Annotated in this window: 19 protein-coding genes and 3 pseudogenes; all 22 read right to left on the minus strand. The window is 48.4% G+C overall.

The features are described 5' to 3' along the window. Positions 1–75 precede the first annotated feature (75 nt). Positions 76–462, minus strand: a pseudogene (locus GPK83_RS08315) (GNAT family N-acetyltransferase); the annotation flags it as partial. Next, positions 428–676, minus strand: coding sequence for a hypothetical protein (locus GPK83_RS08320; protein WP_242994100.1), 249 nt, complete (start codon positions 674–676; stop codon positions 428–430). The pseudogene GPK83_RS08315 and the gene GPK83_RS08320, both read right to left, overlap by 35 nt. A 297-nt stretch (positions 677–973) precedes the next feature. Then, positions 974–1,408, minus strand: a pseudogene (locus GPK83_RS08325) (N-acetyltransferase). Positions 1,409–1,424: 16 nt separating this feature from the next. Continuing rightward, positions 1,425–2,141 (minus strand): DNA/RNA nuclease SfsA, encoded by a 717-nt coding sequence (gene sfsA, locus GPK83_RS08330; protein ID WP_215704527.1) that lies wholly within the window; start codon positions 2,139–2,141, stop codon positions 1,425–1,427. Then, complete coding sequence (locus GPK83_RS08335; RefSeq protein WP_343221111.1) at positions 2,138–2,710, minus strand: DNA-3-methyladenine glycosylase I; 573 nt, start codon at positions 2,708–2,710, stop codon at positions 2,138–2,140. The genes sfsA and GPK83_RS08335 overlap by 4 nt, the downstream gene beginning before the upstream one ends. Before the next feature lie 492 nt (positions 2,711–3,202). Beyond that, a pseudogene (locus GPK83_RS08340) lies at positions 3,203–3,283 on the minus strand (relaxase); the annotation flags it as partial. A 138-nt stretch (positions 3,284–3,421) separates the two neighbouring features. Next, on the minus strand, positions 3,422–4,018 hold the full coding sequence (locus tag GPK83_RS08345) for an N-acetyltransferase (RefSeq protein WP_215704542.1): 597 nt from the start codon (positions 4,016–4,018) through the stop codon (positions 3,422–3,424). A 95-nt stretch (positions 4,019–4,113) separates the two neighbouring features. Beyond that, positions 4,114–4,308: a cysteine-rich KTR domain-containing protein gene (locus GPK83_RS08350; protein ID WP_215704528.1), complete on the minus strand. Its 195-nt coding sequence runs from the start codon at positions 4,306–4,308 to the stop codon at positions 4,114–4,116. 5 nt (positions 4,309–4,313) lie between these two features. Beyond that, positions 4,314–4,934, minus strand: coding sequence for a TetR/AcrR family transcriptional regulator (locus GPK83_RS08355; protein ID WP_215704529.1), 621 nt, complete (start codon positions 4,932–4,934; stop codon positions 4,314–4,316). 91 nt (positions 4,935–5,025) lie between these two features. Further along, complete coding sequence (locus tag GPK83_RS08360) at positions 5,026–5,409, minus strand: VOC family protein (protein ID WP_117485647.1); 384 nt, start codon at positions 5,407–5,409, stop codon at positions 5,026–5,028. Positions 5,410–5,412: 3 nt separating this feature from the next. Continuing rightward, positions 5,413–5,664, minus strand: a complete 252-nt coding sequence (locus GPK83_RS08365; protein ID WP_117485645.1) for a helix-turn-helix domain-containing protein — start codon at positions 5,662–5,664, stop codon at positions 5,413–5,415. 364 nt (positions 5,665–6,028) lie between these two features. Continuing rightward, the gene (locus tag GPK83_RS08370; RefSeq protein WP_118298871.1) at positions 6,029–6,400 is read right to left on the minus strand and encodes a DUF2500 domain-containing protein; all 372 of its coding nucleotides are present in this window, start codon (positions 6,398–6,400) and stop codon (positions 6,029–6,031) included. 295 nt (positions 6,401–6,695) lie between these two features. After that, positions 6,696–7,163 carry an HIT family protein gene (locus tag GPK83_RS08375; protein ID WP_117471164.1) on the minus strand — a complete coding sequence of 156 codons (468 nt, stop codon included), beginning with the start codon at positions 7,161–7,163 and terminating at the stop codon, positions 6,696–6,698. Positions 7,164–7,301: 138 nt separating this feature from the next. After that, positions 7,302–7,928 carry a sugar O-acetyltransferase gene (locus tag GPK83_RS08380; protein WP_333549845.1) on the minus strand — a complete coding sequence of 209 codons (627 nt, stop codon included), beginning with the start codon at positions 7,926–7,928 and terminating at the stop codon, positions 7,302–7,304. A gap of 383 nt (positions 7,929–8,311) precedes the next feature. Beyond that, complete coding sequence (locus GPK83_RS08385; protein WP_117514014.1) at positions 8,312–9,070, minus strand: hypothetical protein; 759 nt, start codon at positions 9,068–9,070, stop codon at positions 8,312–8,314. After that, positions 9,054–10,013 carry a MarR family transcriptional regulator gene (locus GPK83_RS08390; RefSeq protein ID WP_117514012.1) on the minus strand — a complete coding sequence of 320 codons (960 nt, stop codon included), beginning with the start codon at positions 10,011–10,013 and terminating at the stop codon, positions 9,054–9,056. The genes GPK83_RS08385 and GPK83_RS08390 overlap by 17 nt, the downstream gene beginning before the upstream one ends. A 453-nt stretch (positions 10,014–10,466) precedes the next feature. Continuing rightward, complete coding sequence (locus tag GPK83_RS08395; RefSeq protein ID WP_242994101.1) at positions 10,467–10,667, minus strand: hypothetical protein; 201 nt, start codon at positions 10,665–10,667, stop codon at positions 10,467–10,469. A gap of 53 nt (positions 10,668–10,720) precedes the next feature. Next, positions 10,721–12,457 (minus strand): ABC transporter ATP-binding protein, encoded by a 1,737-nt coding sequence (locus tag GPK83_RS08400; protein WP_117514010.1) that lies wholly within the window; start codon positions 12,455–12,457, stop codon positions 10,721–10,723. Next, a complete protein-coding gene (locus tag GPK83_RS08405) occupies positions 12,454–14,229 on the minus strand; it encodes an ABC transporter ATP-binding protein (protein WP_215704530.1) in 1,776 nt (591 codons plus the stop codon). The genes GPK83_RS08400 and GPK83_RS08405 overlap by 4 nt, the downstream gene beginning before the upstream one ends. Positions 14,230–14,251: 22 nt before the next feature. Continuing rightward, positions 14,252–14,884 (minus strand): L-2-amino-thiazoline-4-carboxylic acid hydrolase, encoded by a 633-nt coding sequence (locus GPK83_RS08410; protein ID WP_117514008.1) that lies wholly within the window; start codon positions 14,882–14,884, stop codon positions 14,252–14,254. Beyond that, positions 14,881–15,807, minus strand: coding sequence for a 2-dehydropantoate 2-reductase N-terminal domain-containing protein (locus GPK83_RS08415; protein WP_215704531.1), 927 nt, complete (start codon positions 15,805–15,807; stop codon positions 14,881–14,883). Before GPK83_RS08415 ends, GPK83_RS08410 begins: the two co-directional genes overlap by 4 nt. Then, the gene (locus tag GPK83_RS08420; RefSeq protein WP_215704532.1) at positions 15,804–16,646 is read right to left on the minus strand and encodes a class I SAM-dependent methyltransferase; all 843 of its coding nucleotides are present in this window, start codon (positions 16,644–16,646) and stop codon (positions 15,804–15,806) included. Before GPK83_RS08420 ends, GPK83_RS08415 begins: the two co-directional genes overlap by 4 nt. Positions 16,647–16,654 lie beyond the last annotated feature (8 nt).

Below are 16,654 nucleotides of genomic sequence, written 5' to 3' on the forward strand. Positions count from 1 at the left end.
TTTAGGCTACATGGGTCAATTTTGGGATTCATGGTACAGTTACCAGTTCAGATACTGCTCCGTGAATAATTCAGGTTTATACTTCAGAAATTTCGGATCAGCTAAAAATTCCCGTTTCCGTCCCTCGGCGCACAGAATGCAAATACCTTTCTTTCCCTGTTCTTTCGCGTCCCGGATACACTCGGAAAGCAGTTCTGAGGAATAGCCGTGTCCCTTCATGGAGCCGGAAACCCAAAGGCAGTTGATATAAAGCCAGCCTCCTGCTTCAATGGGTACCCATGCGTTTTCCGCTGGAATATATTCGATAAAGCACTTTCCACGCTCCTCACTGCGATAAAAGACAAGTCCCTCATCAAAGCGCTTCTTCAGCCACTCCTTTTTTGCAAGAGCCTGCTTGCCGGACATGGCACAGCAGATGTGCTCCTTATCAATGTTCTCTTTCGTGATATGGATATATTTCATCGATCGTCACCTGACTTTCTCCATGTTTATTGCATAATTTTAGTGCTTCCGCAAAGCCGTCCGGTTCCGTTTCCGGCATTTCATATTCCGCGTCACGCTCATAGTCCATCCTGTTCATCTGTTCCACAATCTTATCAAGAATTCCCTGTTTACTGGAATAGTACTTATACAGGGCCGCTTTTGTAAATCCCAACTGCCCCACATTATCATTCATAGATGTCCCTAAGTAACCGTTCTGTGCAAAAACCTCCAGAGCAATCCTCAAAATCCGTTCCTTCGGTCATAATGTTCTCCTCAGCAAAGTAACCAATCGGCAACTTCATTACAGTTACTGATTGGTACTTGTCAAGAGTCAATGTAAACATTGTACTTTTATCGATCACGGTTGGGCAAAGGAAAACTGGAAACAAATTGAACCCGAAACAGTGTTTTATTATTTTTACACTGATAAGATACAAAATAGTTCCCAAAAATCCCATTCCCTGTATCAATAAAAAGCGCATTTACATTATTACACCTCGCAATTTGATTCCCAATCCATTACATATTCCGTTTCGCCGGTGAATTCATCCATCCTTTCCGACTGGATCGTAAATCCTTCTCTTTGGTAGAAAGACATTGCCCTGACATTCTTCTGATATACGTTTAACTGCAATCTGACTTTTTTATCCTTGATATAATCCAGCAAACTTTTGCCTATACCATGTGACTGCATTTTATCCGAAACAAAAATACCTTCAATTTATTCATCCATTACGCCTAAAAATCCCTGAATCATTTTATCATCTTCATACACGTAAACTTCCGCCTGTGGCAGCATTTCTTTCACTCGTTCATAATTACTTATCCAGTATTGTTCAGAAATAAAAGAATGTGCTTTCAGATTGGTCTTTAACCATATGTCAGCGACTCTATTTATATCTGTCTTCCGTAACTTTCTAATCATAGCAATCCTTCATTTCCTACATATTCAAAAATCTTGAGGTATCTTCGATTACACCCGTGATCTTTATACTGTCAGCTTCCACATGGCAACTGTAACAGACGACCTGAACACCTGCCTTTGCAGCCTCCACAAGTGCCTTTTTAAACTCCGTCTGTGCCGTCTCATTCGGCAGCACCCGATGAATTCCATTCATCTGAATCACGAAGGCAATTGCTGTATGGCAGCCTTCCTTTGCAGCCTTTGTCAGCTCGTGTAAATGTTTTACCCCCCGCTCCGTTGGTGCGTCCGGAAACAATCCGATGCCCGGATGCAGATCATCCGCCAGCGTACAGCCCTTCACTTCCGTCAGAAATTTTTCTCCATTTTTTTCCATGTAAAAATCAATTCTGGAGTCTCCGTAAGTGTGTTCTGCCTTCACAAGATCATAATTCAGGCTCATGTACAGCTGCTTCATCAGAGCATTCGGTGCCAGACTGTCAATATTCACCCATTTTAGCTTTGGCTTGTATACAGAGATCAGATCGTATGCCGTTTTTCGATTCATATTCAACGTCTTCTGCAGCGTCACCTTCGCTTTCGGCACCAGAAGCTCCCGCAAACGCCCCGTATTTTTCACATGAACCAGCTCTGTCTCCCCATCGATCAAAACCTCCGCTGTGAAACGGTTGATCCTGCGGACGAAGCTGCCTGCAACGGTATTCTCATAAATAATTGTCGGTTTCTGTTTCATCATATCTCATCCTCTTGCCTGCAAAAGCATTCATCCTCATGCGACCAGATCACGCCGACGGCCTGCAGGTAGGCATAAACCACCGTGGTTCCCACAAATTTCATGCCATGCTTCTTTAAGTCTTTGGAAATTGCATCCGATAATTCCGAACTTGTTTTCCCGGTTTCCCGGATCACGCTGCCCTCCGTCCAATGCCAGAGATACTCTGAAAAGCTGCCATATTCCTTCTGGATTTCACGGAATGCCTGTGCATTGGTAACGGCAGCCTGTATTTTCAGGCGGTTACGTATGATGCCGGGATCATTCCGCAAGGCTTCCAGCTTTTCCTCCTTGTAGACGCAAACCTTTTCAACATCGAAGCCGTCAAAAGCTTCGCGAAACGCATCCCGCTTATTCAGGACACATTCCCAGGACAGTCCTGCCTGAAAGCACTCCAGGATCAGCATTTCAAAAAGCTTCCGGTCATCATGCACCGGAACGCCCCATTCCTCATCGTGATAACGGATGTACCGTTCGTTTTTTGGATTTGCCCAGCAGCACCGCATTTTTCCGTCTGCCCAATTCATTCGCATCTCACCTTCCTACTTTTCAAGTGGTACCATTCCAGTATGAAATTTCCGATCCATTTTTCAGAACCACTATACAATGATCAGTATCTCTGTCTTCTTTTTATCACTCTTCCGCGCGCTCAATAACAAGCCCTGTTTCTTCCAGAAGAAAGATGTATAAATACCATTATATTGCACAAAAGCAACGTATTATGTTGAAAAATATTATAGCAAAAGAAAGTACGTTTAACAAGAGCTCTCCGATTACGCGTTGGCCCCGTAGGCGCGCTTTGGTTGTCCTTGTGGGGCTGCCTACTGTTCGTTTTGACTTTTTCAGTGCTCTATGCAGCCTGATGGGGGTAAAAAACGCCCCGTTGTTTTTCCAACGAGGCATCGAAGATATTTCTATTCTGTTTTCTGTAAACTGTTATTCATTTCTCTCCTGGTGACCATTTGAGTCACGGCCAATGTATCAAAAATCATTCCAAGCTCATCTCGGCAAATCAGACAAACCGTATAATCAATGATGTCACTGATCACCCGACTTTCTGTGCAGACTTTGCCAACACGAAGCGGCATGATTCTTGTAATTACCATAATACTATCGAGCAGATATTATCCACTTTTTGAGGAAGTCGGAACTGAGTTTGTGATTCGGACTGGGAATATTTTATATATGCAGGGAGACCGTTCATCCAATTTGTATCTCGTGAAATCCGGGCGGGTACGGATGTTCTACATTGGCGAAAACGGGAAAGTGGCTTCAAACTGTTCAAACCCCTCCGGATCTTTCTCACAGACAAAATACCCATCGGGGTCTTTGTAAGTGCCTGAGACACCGTCCAGAAATCCGGGTTTCAGTTCTTTGATGAGGAAATAGTCCGCCTCCGGGTCGTCGGCATAGCGCACGCCCTTAGTTTTGGCCGGAACAAAGCCAGACTTGCCGTAAAAGTCTATATTGCCGGTAATGGCAAGCGCCCCTGCTCCCATTTCCCTGGCTTTTTCCATGGAATAGTCAAGCAGCTGCTTTCCGTAGCCCTGCCGCTTGTATGCGGGTGCGATGCCGATGGGATCGAAGGTCATGATCGGTAGGGTTCGCCCGTCATCACACTCGATTTCTGACCGCACATAGATGACCTGCCCGATCAGCTCACCGCCCAGTTCCATCACAAAATCCAGCTCCGGCACAAATGCCGGGTCATTCCGATAACAGTGCAGCACATAGTGCTCCATGCAGCCCGGGCGGTAGACATTCCAGAATGACTCACGGGTCAGGTTTTCGACAGCTCTGTAATCTTCTTTTGTTTCCAGACGAATAATAATATTCTTAATTGCATCCATAGTAGATCCTCCTTTGGTGGTGTAAACAATTGCCTCCATAGCAGCCTTCCTTTCAAAAAAGGACGCAGCGCATGATCGTTTTGCGATCAGCACTGCGTCTTTGCGTCTGGCAGTTTGGTTTCAACGATAAAATTTTTTGCATTGATAATACTCTCATGCCTGCATTTAGGACAAAACAGAGGAAAAGTTACTAATTCCGTTTCCCGCAATATCTGCAAGCGCGTCTTGGCACCGCACCACGGACATAAGACCCAGCGTTTTTCTTCTTCTCCATCTTTCATGTTGTTCATTCCTTCTTTCTGTAATCAGACTCAGCTTTGGCAATAAAGTGATCAATATGTGTCGCCAACAAAGAAGAAACCGCTTCTTTTTCCTCTGCACCATCGTAGACACTGTATAAAAGATACATCGGCCCATAGAACTCCAGCGCCAGCTGCATAGCGTCCTCATCAGAATCTGCCAGCTTGCGGAAGATGGCCGCCATGTACTCCAGAGGACCGCCCGCCAGATAGTCGTGGTGGAGCTGTGCAAGCTTGGGATCACGGTATTGCTCCAGCGTCAGCATTTTACGAAAATTGGAGGAAAACGGTTCCTTTGTCCAATGGTCAAACTGGGCAAGGCTGTATGTACGAATTTTTTGAATTGGGGTATGCAGATATGCTTCCGCAAAGCCGTCTGGTTCCGTTTCCGGCATTTCATACGCCTCAGCGCGCTCATAGTCCATCCTGTTCATTCGCTCCACGATCTTATCTAAGATTTCCTGTTTGCTGGCATAGTGCTTATATAAGGCGGCTTTCGTAATTCCCAGCTGCCCTGCAATATCATTCATTGATGTCCCCAGATAGCCGTTCTGCGCAAACAGTTCCAGTGCTGTTCTCAAAATCCGTTCCTTTGTCCCCTCCGCCATAATTATCTCCTTTATCAAAGTAACCATTCGGTAACTTCATTATAGTTACCGAATGGTTACTTGTCAAGAGTTAATGAATAAAAGATTGAAGTCAAACTGTAATTTCAATTTGATTGCCTTCGATTGCAATAATACAACTTTCATAGTAACCATCTCCGGTTGTCCTGGGACCGCTGACCACTTCATATCCGTCAGTTTTCAGTTCAGCGGTCAACGCATCTACTTTTTCTTTGCTGCCTACGCTGAATGCAATGTGCGCATACCCAGTGCGGGCAAATTCCTTTGAAAAATCAAGCATTTCCGGATTGTTCATAATTTCAAGCCGTGCCCCATCGCCAAATGACAGAAAATAAGAGCGGAAACCTGTTTTCAGATTATGGTAGCCTTCGTTTGATTTTGCGCCCAGATACTTCACAAAGAAACTGCGAGCTGTTTCCAGATCTTTTACATATAAAGCAATGTGTTCTATTTTCATAACTCACCTCCACAACGTCCGAACATATACCTCATTTAATTGATAAACGCTTTCAACCGTACCGCGGATTCGATTTTCGCCTACAACCATGAGGATGGAACTATCCGCAAGAATCTTTATATGCCGATATAAGCTTGCGATTGGAATATCCGGCAGTGCTTTTCTGATTTCCTTATCTGTGCCAGTTTCATGAAGCAAAAAATACTGAAAAATCCTCTGCCGAGCAGGGTTCATTACAATCTCTGCCAATTCCATATGATACTCTCCTCTTCATCATTCTCTGAATATATTAGATTATCATTTATGATAATATCAAGAGGAACATTTATTTTTATGAAAGCAATGTGAAACAAGAAACTGGCAATGCTTTCTGTGCGGCCCCTGCCAACATAAGGCAGAATCGAATTGAGAATGATTTGCTCATCTTGACATTATCCCGAACAGGAACGCACAGCGTAAAAAGTCTGTATTTCGTTTCAGTACATCTGATGCAGAAACAGCAGAAACCTGATATACGCTTTCCTCAAGATGCTTACGCAAAAACACATAACTATGTTTCGGCAGGTTCAATTGAGCCTTTTATTTGACTCAGTTTTTCATAGATTCTTTGACACTACCGTCACACACGCTCAAATGATAGATATCTCGTCCCCTGAAAAGTAAGTTTCCCAATGTCTCCTTCTGCCAGCATTCCATATTCCCTACCGGAAACCTGCAATTCCATCCGATCACCGCTCTCCACCTGAAATGTTACATAGTAACTGGTACTCGAGGTCGTATGATACCCATGCGCACCAGATGGATCACCTCCATTTGGGTGGCTGTGATGCGATACGTTTTCTCGCTTTGCAACTACAGTTGCGCTCACCGACAAACGCGGTGACTGATTGTTTTTATGCCATGTTCCGATTCCTGCTACAAACTGGAAGATGATCATGCCAAAAACCATTACGAAGATAATTGGAAACATAAACTCAAACAGCATAAACATATGACTCACCCCTTCTTCATCTTTCGCTTTATGATTACTCTAAGCGAGAAACATACGATAATCACCGCAAAAGAAGCGGCGCAATACAGTAACGCTTCCGTATACCACGGTGCAGAATTCGGTTCGTATAGTTTCAGAAAGCGCTTATACTCATAGAAATCCATACCCGTTTTAATCACAATCACGTAGAAACTCGCATAGATAATATATTTTAATAAATCGTAGAATTTATTCATGCCATCGCCTCCGCGATATACTGTTTTGTCCTTTTGGCATCGATTAATCAGAATTTGTCTCACATCAACAGTTTGTCTAGTTCGCAAAGAAGCTTACTTTTCAGTTCTTCAAGTTCCTCAGCGCTAGGTCTGTTATCATCAGCGTACATCTTATCCCTCGGGTACCACCAAACAGGTCCTCTGCCGTTGTTTCCATAGTTCTCTATATCGCCGGTCATCCTCGGAAATAAATGCCAGTGAATATGTGCTCCGCCATCCCCGTTTCCCAAACATTCATAATTCATTTTTTGTGCTCCGAAAGCTTTTTTTACGGCTTCAGAAACAAGTGTCATTTCATATAAATGCTTTGCTCTCACTTCTGCATCAAGATCAAATAATTCAACAACATGGGTCTTATATAGAAACAAAGTATACCCTTTAAAATGCTGATAATCCCCAATCACCACATATCCTGTTTCAAGTTCTTTTACAAAAAATGGGTTGTTGCCAACTCTAGTTTCTTTAATCCTGTCACATACAAAACACATAAATATTCTCCTCCACAAATTCCGAATTGTCGTTCCCGGTATACCATGCCTTCTCCCCGTAGAAAAGCATGGCGAAAAACAAAAATGTCCCCGGAGAGCTTGTGCGTATGTTTTTTCAGCATTTCCGATCTGAATTTCTCAGAACAGAATATCCTCCGGCTTGAACTTATCTTTTTCGGTAATGGGGCGGATCACCTTGCAGGGCACCCCTGCAGCGATGACACCGGCGGGAATGTCATGGGTGACGACGCTTCCCGCCCCGATAACCGAGCCTGCCCCGATGGTAACGCCGCCGCAGACGGTGGAATTTGCACCGATCCAGACGTTTTCCTCCAGCGTAATAGGTGCTGAGGTGCCAATGCCATGGCTGCGCTGCTCCGGGTCGATGGCATGACCGGAGCAGGCAAGGCATACGCCGGGGGCAATAAAGGCACCTGCTCCGATGTTTACCGGAGAGGTATCCAGAATGACACAGTTATAGTTGATGACCGCCAAGCCGTGAGTATGGATGTTAAAGCCATAGTCACAGTGGAAGTCCGGCTGAATGCCGGTCATGGGAGAGCAGGTGCCCAGCAGGGTCTGCAGGATGCTGCGCCGCTTTTCCTGTTCGTTGGGAGCGGTGCGGTTGTACTCCCAGCACAGTTGCTTTGCACGGTTCTGTTCCTCCGTGGGGGTGTTTTCATAGCCGCTGACGTAGGCGGCAGGGCGTTTCATAATATCAAGAGCGTTCATCGTGTTTGTCCTTTCCATACAATGTTTTCTCAAGGATTATACCACATTCTCTGTCGGTGTGTAATAGGCTACTTTTCCCGCCCTCATTTGTTTGTCCGCTTGCAGGACTACCTACTGTTCGCTTTGGTTTTTTCAGTGCTCTGTGCAGCCTGATTGAGGCAAAAAAATACCCCGTTGGTTTCCCAATGCGGCATCAAAGACGATTCTATTCTGTGTTCTGTAAACTGTTATCCGTTTATCTCCTGGTGACCATTTGAGTCACGGCCAATGCATCAAAGTCTTTGTGCTGTGATGCAGAGTATTTTCATGGGGTTCCATCATCTAAAAACAGTTTTTCCGTTTTTATTCTCTGATTGTTATTGGGTCAAGTCAATCGAATCCTTGCTGACATGCCCTTGTCTGTTCAAATATCTATATTAAAGTGTCTCGTACATTGCTTTTAATTCTTCCAGAATCTTTTCCTTTGTTCTGCCAACCAGCCCCAACTGTTTAATATCCACGTTTTCATTTTTCATACGCTGGACAAACTCTTGAATATCGGCATAAACTCCTTGGGGAGCCACTACCTTGGCGGTGGGATCAATCAACTCCGTCAGACGGAAAACATCATTCTTATGTTTCTTGATATTTTTGCTATCAACGTGTTCTCCTGCGGCCTTACGATCTGCCAAATCCATCCACGCTTTTGCCTTAAACGGAATCAAATATGCCGCATCCAAGACAGTCACTCCATCAACGGTGACTTTCCCCTGCTTCAAAAATTCATAGTAATCATCGTCCAAAAGAATAGCAGACAGACTCGAAATATCTTCATCCATCGGTAACGGTGTTAGCACTGCATCTTCTGGAAGTTGGATGGCATCCAGCTTTCGCGTGAAAAGTTCAATCATTGCAGGATACTGATTTGTAATTGGGTGACTAAACCGATAAAACTGCGGCACACCCGAACTTTTGTTGCAATGCTCATATCCCGCCTGTTTTACATATTCCCAAAATTTCTTTCCGAAATTTGCGTCAACTGCTTCTATAATCAAAACAAGGTCAATATCCTTTGTCGCACGGAAGTCCAGTCCCTCCTCCGTCATCAGAATGTCACACGCAGTTCCACCAATGATAGCATATTGTTCTTCACTGCCCTTGAACCATTCCTTAAAGCTATCAATTCCTGTAACCATCTATCTTCCTCCACAGCTCATTCAACATTTCTTCTACTGCTTCTTCAACCCGTTCATCTGCATCTTCTCTCAATGCCAATGCCAGCGAAAGCTCATCTACAATGTTTCGCGTGGACAATTTTCGTGGATTGTATCTCCACATCTCTACGGCCACTTGCACCAACGAATTCTGCAAGCTATTGGTCATAACATCTTTCCATTGAGAGATTCTTTCTGCCGCATAACATCTGACATTCGGTGTGTTCAGCATGGAATACTCTGCCAACGCCGAATATCCACTTTCCAACAGCTCTGTTCCCACCAATTCTTTCGGAATGTAAACCGTTCGTTTTATTGGATTCAGCAACTTATCTCCTGCTTTTTGGAACAGTGTTTTCGGAGAATCCTCAGATTGCATGATCCTCTGCACACCGACTTTTCTGATATGCAGCAATCCCATTTCTTCAAGCTGTCTTGATGCCCTTGATATAGAAGTAGGTGTCAATTCCAAGTCCTTCGCAGCTTGACTTGTAGATAGTTCCTGTGCACCTCCATAAATGAAATGCAGTAGAAGCATCTGCGCCGCTGGAAGTATTTCCTCCCGTGTCTTTTTTTCGGCGCTGCACCGTTCCTGCAAATACACTGCCATAAAAGGCAAGTAAATTTGCTTTCCATCTACAATAAATGGAATCTTCTCACGAATCAAATATTCTTTCTGGCGAAAGCTAAGTTCTCTTAGCACCAGCACAACAGGCAAGTTCTCATTTTTCTGTATCCGAGCAATATGTTTTTTCAGTACTTCAATCTGCTCCAGTTCTGTCTTAGGATAAAGAAAAATCATTTTCTGTTCATTCATTGACACCATCTGTAAACGGTACCTTGTGGCTATAAAATTGGGCAAATGCTTAAACTCTACATCATCATAGGTAACCTTGACTCCCAGAACTTTATCGAGATATTCCATGTCATCACCTGCAATCTTAACTCTTTTTCTGTATTATAACTCTTTTTGAGTTAAGATGCAATATTTGAGTTAAGAGCAGTTAAAAATCAACATTATTAAAAATTATTTTTACAAAAAAGCCCGATGCAACATGAGCATTACACCCACACTGCACCGGACATTCCACCATCAACTGCTCTGTCTATTTTCTTCTTCCTTCTGCACTTCCTGCTCATGCAGCTGCTCTTTTTTCTACTCGTCCCCTTTCAGGATTTCCTGCACAGTCTCCTGTGCTCCAGGCCAATCCTGCATACAGGACAGTTCGATCAGCAAATCACTCATGATCACTCTATCATGGGCACAGCCAATGATAAGTCCTATGACACAACCCATGATAACTTAGAAGATGACACCCATCAATATATCCACCAAGTTAGCCACCAAGATTCTACGCCGTCAGCAGTTATATTGCACCTAATCCCCCATTTCCAACTCGTTCAAAAGCGAATCCTGCGGAAGCGAGTCAAACACATCATTCTCGACCGCACAGCGTAAAGAGTCTGTATTTCGTTTCAGTACATCCGATGCAGAAACAGCAGAAACTTGATATACGCCTTCCTCCAGATGTTTACGTAAAAACACATAACTATTCTTTGGCAGGTTCAAATCCAGCATATCTGTATCCCGTGCTGCACACAGGGCTCAGACCGTTTCGCTTTTCTTCTCTGTTATGCCTTTGCGAGCGTCCAGCCTTGGCTTACAGTCTGGAGCTGAACCATGTGGGCAAAGATGCCGCCCTCAAGCAGTAACTGTGCAGGCGCTCCCTGTTCGGCAACCGTTCCATCTTTGAGCACCACAATCTTATCTGCACTGGAAACCGTGCGCATTCGGTGCGCGATAATGAGAACCGTTTTATCCTTAATCAGACGCGACAGTGCTTCCTGAATCGCTGTTTCATTCTCGACATCCAGACTGGCGGTGGCCTCGTCCAGCAGGATGATGGGTGCATCCTTCAGGAAGGCGCGGGCGATGGAAATGCGCTGACGCTCACCGCCGGAAAGAGCGCAGCCATTCTCGCCGATGTTGGTGTTCCACTTGTCCGGCAGCTTTTCGGCAAATTCCTCGCAGTTTGCCAGCTTTGCCGCCGCAAGGACCTCCTCGTCGGTGGCCCCCTTGCGTCCCAGACGGATGTTTTCCAGAATTGTGTTGTCAAATAGTGTCACATCCTGAAAGACGATGGAATACAGGTTCATCAGTTTTTCCGGGTCGATTTGGGAAACATCCATGCCACCCACGGTGATACGGCCCTTCTGGTAATCCCAGAACCGTACTGCCAGCCGGGAAACGGTGGTCTTGCCGCCGCCGGATGGGCCCACCAGTGCCGTGACCTCCCCCTGCTTTGCGGTAAAGGAGACATCCCGCAGCACCGTCTCGCCGGAGTTATAGGCAAAGCCCACATGGTCAAACACGATATCGCAGCCCTGATTGGTCAGCTGCTCGCTGCCGGTCTGCAGGGGAGCGTCCAGAATCTCGTTCATCCGCCCCACATTGGTGCGCATGGCAATGACCGCCGCCAGATTCTGCAACGCGCCCTGCATGGGGTCGTACATCCGGGATGCCGCCATCAGGAACAGAAACAGGGTCAGTACGTCGATACTGCCCTGCACCAGCAGCACCGAGCCGGTGAGCGCCACCGATGCGATGCCCAGCTTGAGCACCATGGCAGCAGAGGACACAAACAGCGCTGTTTCCAGCTCTGCTGTGATGGACTGCTTTTCCACTGCCCGAATTTTGTCGGAAAGGCCAGACAGATACCGCTGCTCTGCATTGCTGGCTTTCAGGTCCCGGAGGGTCTCGATGTACTCCTGAATACCGTCCGCACAGGCCATTTTCGCCGCCATGGTCTTGGTCTGCACCCGATCCTGCACCCGGTAGCTGCCCACCACAATGGCAACAGATACCGGGATGACCCACAGCGCCGCCAGTGCCATCCGCCAATCGAAGGTGAACAGGCTCAGGGCAATGAGCACCGTAGAGATGAGGGAACCGAACAGACCTGGGATGAAGTGGGAGCAGTCCTTTTCCAGCACCTCGCAGTCCGCCATGATGGTGCTGGTCAAATCGGCAAGATCGCGCTTGCCAAAAAAGGACAGGGGCAGCTTGCGCAGCCGCTCTGCAAGGGTCAGGCGGCGCGTACCGCTCTCTTTATAGGTTGTAAAATAGGTGCCATTGTACTGGAACCATGTGGTCAGTAAAATCAGTGCAAAGCAGGCAACGCACCCCAGAAGATAAAAGGTGCTTCTCCCACTCGTGGAGCCTGCCAGCAGGTCTTTTACCAGAAGATACAGCAGCCCTGTAGGCAGCATGAACGCCATGTTCTGGAACGCACAGGCCAGAACGCCCTTTACGAGTCCCTTTGCGCCCTCCGGGGAGCTGGCCGTTGCGTGTTGAATTTTTTCAATCATTCCTTCCCCTCCTTTGCGACCTTCCACTGCACCGAGGCCTGATACTCCTGCCACATTCGGGCAAACAGGCCATTCTGCGCACACAACTCATCCTTTGTACCGGACTCCGCAATCTGCCCGTCCTGCACCACATAAATGCAGTCGGCGTTGGCTACTGTGGACAGACGGTGTGCGATCATCAGCACCGTTTTGCCCTTGGCAAGCTGGGCGAAAGCGGCCTGTACTTTTGCTTCATTGTCCGGGTCAGCAAAGGCGGTGGCCTCGTCCATGATCAGGATGGGGGCATTTTTCAGCATGGCGCGGGCAATGGCAATGCGCTGCTGCTCGCCGCCGGACAGATACACGCCCTTGGTGCCGATAACGGTATGGATGCCCGCCGGGAGCTTTTCTATAATATCCATGCACTGCGCCGCTTTCAACGCTGCCAGAACATCGGCTTCGGCGGCCTGCGGTCTGCCCAACCGGACATTATCCAGAATGCTGCCCTTGAGCAGGCGGCTGTTCTGAAACACAAAGGAGATGGTGTCCATCAGTTCTTCCTTGGGGATATCCCGTACATCAGCTCCGCCCACCCGGACGTTTCCGCTCTGCACATCAAAGAACCGGCAGATAAGGTTGGCCAGCGTGGATTTGCCGCCGCCGGAGGGGCCTACAAAAGCCACGGTCTGCCCCGGCTGAATCTCCAGCGAAACGCCCTTGATGACCTCGGTTTTTCCGTCGTAGCCAAAATGCACGTCCTGCAGTATAACAGAAGCATCCTGCGGGTGCTGAGGAACCTCCCGCACCTGCATCGGCACTGCCTCCAGCACCGAGTCGATGCGTGCCAGCGCATCTTCCACCACCATTTTGTTCTCGCTCATATACATTATGCGGGTCAGCGTCAGGGAGATCACCGGGGTGATGATGATGTAAAACAGTAGATTCAGCAGAAACTCCGGCGTGACACCGTGGGCCGTAAACAGCAGCCCGCCAGCGATCAAAAAGGCGAATACACCGTTGACAGCGGCGGTGTAAAACATCATGGGCAGGCGCAGGTCTTTGGTGTAGGAAACGACCCACTTTTCGTACTCATCAATGGTGGCCTTGAACTTTTTGAAGGAAAACACCGATTGCCCGAAGATCTTGACTACCGGGATGCCCCGGACGTACTCCACCGCCTCGTTGGACATAGACTCCAGTGCGTTGCCATACTGCCGCATTTTTTCGGCCATCCTCTTGCCGGTCATGGTCGCCATGATGAGGAAGGCCAGCACCACCGGTGCAAGGCTCAATAGCCCCAGCCGCCAGTCGAACGCCAGCAGCAAAACCAGCAGCCCCACCGGAGTAGCAATGGCGTTGTATTGGTCAGGCAGCTGGTGGGCAAGATAGGTCTCGGCGGCTCCGGTGCTCTCGTGGATAATCTTGCGCAGCTTGCCGCTGCCAAAGGTTTCGGTGAAGCCCAACGGCAGCACCGCCAGATGCTCCGACACCGCCAGCCGCAGATTGGTCGCCACCCGGAACGCCGACAGATGGGAACACATCAATGCCGCAATGTAAATGAGGTAGGACATCACCGCAAACCCCACCGCCATCCAGCCATAATGGGGAATGTTTACCGCCTGCGCGTAGTCCGGAGCGGTCTTCAACACATCCCGCAGGATTTTCCAAATGTATACGAATGGCATCAGCGCCACCAGTGCACTGATTGCAGACAGCACCCACGAAGCGTAGGTGAAATATCGGTAGATCCCGGCATAGCTCATCAGCCGGGAAAGATCGGACTGTTTTTTCACGAAAAGACCTCCTTCAAATAAATTACCCTTTCTTTTTGTACCCGCAGTCGCAGTAGGGCCCACCGGAAGCAAGGGTGTACTGCCGCACAAAGTCGGTCACGCCGCCCGCTTCGCTCATGGTGTAGTCCAGATGGCACAGGGCGGGGGTCAGGTCATACAGCCCCAGCTCCTTCATCAGCACACAGATGCCGCATTTGGTAAAGCGTCCCTCGTAACCGCTGCCATCCGGGTATTCGTAAAACTCCATGTTCCACGAGTAGGGGTTGCGGTCGGCGGCTTTTAGATCGGCGGTTGCCTTCATAGCGGCAATATCCTTTGGGGTAAACTTGCTTTTTCCGCTTTCGCGGCAAAACCACTGCATGGGCTTTGTCATCATGGATCTTGCGTAGTAATCCGTCAGCCTGTCCACCTCCGGGCGCTGCGGCATAGAAAGAATGAACGCTCCGATCATGGCGCAGTTGACAAGATTCATTTTGAAACGGTCAGCTTTTTCGAACTCCGGCAGCCTGCGGATGATCTGCTGATATTGCGGCTTCGCCTTTTTCGTGATGGCTTTTGCGGTAGCTGCATCATAGCCCAGCACAGCGGTCAGCTGCTTTTGAAAGGAGCCAGCAAACAGCACCCACATCCCAAAGGGCATTCCGGCATACTTCATCGCAGATACCTCCCGGCTTCCGCTTCCAGCGCCTGCCACACTGGGTAGGCTGCACCATGCTCATCGAAAAACTTTTTGAGATCCCTGTTCAGCGCACTCATTTCGTCGATGGCGTTCATAGCATGATCGGAGGCGCAGAGTTTCCCCAGCGAGGTGGTGCACATCAGCTTGAAAAAGCGCAGGCAGGTCTTGCGGTATTTCTCCCCTTCAAAGTCTGCATCCTCCTTGGGCAGAATGGTGTGCCCGGCATCTCGGATGGCGCGGTATCCCTCGATGTTGGCATCCAGCACACGGTTCAGGTACGCGGTATCTCCCCTGAGCTTTTTCAGGTCGCCGTCTGTCTTATAGCAGGCGAAGGCCGCAGGCATCACAAACGCGGCATGGCAGAGCAGATAGTCCTCCATGTTCGGCTCGTAAACAACCTTATATTTTGTGCCGTGGAAGATGCGCCCGATCAACTGTTTATTGGAGGATGCACCCGTCAGCTGCCCGATGGTGATCTTCTTCAGGTCGATGGAGACCACCCGGTCAGCCTCCCGATGCCCGGCAGAAAGCGCAAAGGCAAACAGGACGTTCTTTTCCGGCAGTGCTGCCGCCAATGTTTTTGTCTGTACGTTGTTGCCCACAAATACGATGTTTTTCGTCCGGTTCGCCCGCAGCGTGTCCAGAGCGGAATCCAGCTGTGTATAGCGCAGGACCACAAAGATCACATCGTACATTGCATCCGGTGCAAGTTCAGTCACCACCGGAATGCGGCTGACCGAGGTGCGGAGCGAAAATTTGTCCTTGATCTGCAGGCCATTCTGCTTGATCTCCGCAGCCCAGTTTCCCCGCGCAAGCAGAGTGACATCCTTTCCGGCGCGCAGCAGATTTCTTGCCAGATTGCACCCCAGAACGCCTGCACCATATACCAGAATTTTCATAGCTTGCCTCCAAATCCGATCTTCACGATCTGCATTTTCATCCCGTTGTCCCCGACCTTGGCGAGAAATCGGAAAAAGCCGCTGACAGAAGGATCTTTCAAATCGTTGTAGCCCATCATATAGCCCCTGCTGGATACTTGCAAACGGCTGTCCCATGGGGAAAGCTCGCTTTTCGCATCCGAAACCGCGAAATATGCTCCCACATCCTTGATTTTCGCCGTCCTAAGCCACGTTTTGGCGATCATCTTCACCGCCGTACGGTTGGCAGCATCAAATACCAGTACCCCGCCGGGGAAAGCGTCCGCCATTCCCTGCACCAGTGCCTTGACCTGCTGGGTCAGAAAGTAATAGAACACCCCGGAGGCAAAAAACACCGCCCCGCCGGAGGCATCGATCTTGTCAAACCATGCGGGGTCTTTCAGGTCACAGGGGATGTTTTGTTCCCGCTCCCCGGCGGGTAGCAGCTGCTGCCGCAGGGCAATCACATCCGGGAAGTCCAGATTGTAGATCTTACATCTGCCGTTGTCGCAGGCTTTGCCAGTGTTGTCCAGCCCGCAGCCGAGGTTGACCACCGCTGCGCTGGGATGGGTTTTCAGATAATTCCGTACCTCCCACGCAAGGTCATTCTGCCGCATGGCGACCTCCAGCGCACCGAAACGCTGCATCAGGCTGCGGGAATTTTTCTCTGCCTGCGAAAAATCGTAGTCGATCTGGTCGATCAGATGCACCGCCGTCTCGTCCCGGTAAAGGTTCGGATACAGCTCGGTACACAGCTTCCGGGAATACAGCGGGAGGATCAGCGTCTCCTGCACGGTGTTTTTCTCGATTTTGTATTTCATATCGGGTC

This window comes from Clostridium sp. MCC328 (assembly GCF_018785465.1).
Classification (GTDB): domain Bacteria; phylum Bacillota; class Clostridia; order Lachnospirales; family Lachnospiraceae; genus Pilosibacter; species Pilosibacter fragilis.

What these genes read in the sequence shown, in the direction of transcription:
- GPK83_RS08355 (WP_215704529.1), bottom strand. Translation starts at nt 4,934, where the DNA reads ATGGCGGAGGGGACAAAGGAACGGATTTTGAGAACAGCACTGGAACTG.
- GPK83_RS08390 (WP_117514012.1), bottom strand. Translation starts at nt 10,013, where the DNA reads ATGGAATATCTCGATAAAGTTCTGGGAGTCAAGGTTACCTATGATGAT.
- GPK83_RS08335 (WP_343221111.1), bottom strand. Translation starts at nt 2,710, where the DNA reads ATGCGAATGAATTGGGCAGACGGAAAAATGCGGTGCTGCTGGGCAAAT.
- GPK83_RS08420 (WP_215704532.1), bottom strand. Translation starts at nt 16,646, where the DNA reads ATGAAATACAAAATCGAGAAAAACACCGTGCAGGAGACGCTGATCCTC.
- GPK83_RS08320 (WP_242994100.1), bottom strand. Translation starts at nt 676, where the DNA reads ATGAATGATAATGTGGGGCAGTTGGGATTTACAAAAGCGGCCCTGTAT.
- GPK83_RS08360 (WP_117485647.1), bottom strand. Translation starts at nt 5,409, where the DNA reads ATGAAAATAGAACACATTGCTTTATATGTAAAAGATCTGGAAACAGCT.
- GPK83_RS08350 (WP_215704528.1), bottom strand. Translation starts at nt 4,308, where the DNA reads ATGAAAGATGGAGAAGAAGAAAAACGCTGGGTCTTATGTCCGTGGTGC.
- GPK83_RS08370 (WP_118298871.1), bottom strand. Translation starts at nt 6,400, where the DNA reads ATGTTTATGCTGTTTGAGTTTATGTTTCCAATTATCTTCGTAATGGTT.
- GPK83_RS08365 (WP_117485645.1), bottom strand. Translation starts at nt 5,664, where the DNA reads ATGGAATTGGCAGAGATTGTAATGAACCCTGCTCGGCAGAGGATTTTT.
- GPK83_RS08385 (WP_117514014.1), bottom strand. Translation starts at nt 9,070, where the DNA reads ATGGTTACAGGAATTGATAGCTTTAAGGAATGGTTCAAGGGCAGTGAA.
- GPK83_RS08395 (WP_242994101.1), bottom strand. Translation starts at nt 10,667, where the DNA reads ATGCTGGATTTGAACCTGCCAAAGAATAGTTATGTGTTTTTACGTAAA.
- GPK83_RS08415 (WP_215704531.1), bottom strand. Translation starts at nt 15,807, where the DNA reads ATGAAAATTCTGGTATATGGTGCAGGCGTTCTGGGGTGCAATCTGGCA.
- GPK83_RS08410 (WP_117514008.1), bottom strand. Translation starts at nt 14,884, where the DNA reads ATGAAGTATGCCGGAATGCCCTTTGGGATGTGGGTGCTGTTTGCTGGC.
- sfsA (WP_215704527.1), bottom strand. Translation starts at nt 2,141, where the DNA reads ATGATGAAACAGAAACCGACAATTATTTATGAGAATACCGTTGCAGGC.
- GPK83_RS08375 (WP_117471164.1), bottom strand. Translation starts at nt 7,163, where the DNA reads ATGTGTTTTGTATGTGACAGGATTAAAGAAACTAGAGTTGGCAACAAC.
- GPK83_RS08400 (WP_117514010.1), bottom strand. Translation starts at nt 12,457, where the DNA reads ATGATTGAAAAAATTCAACACGCAACGGCCAGCTCCCCGGAGGGCGCA.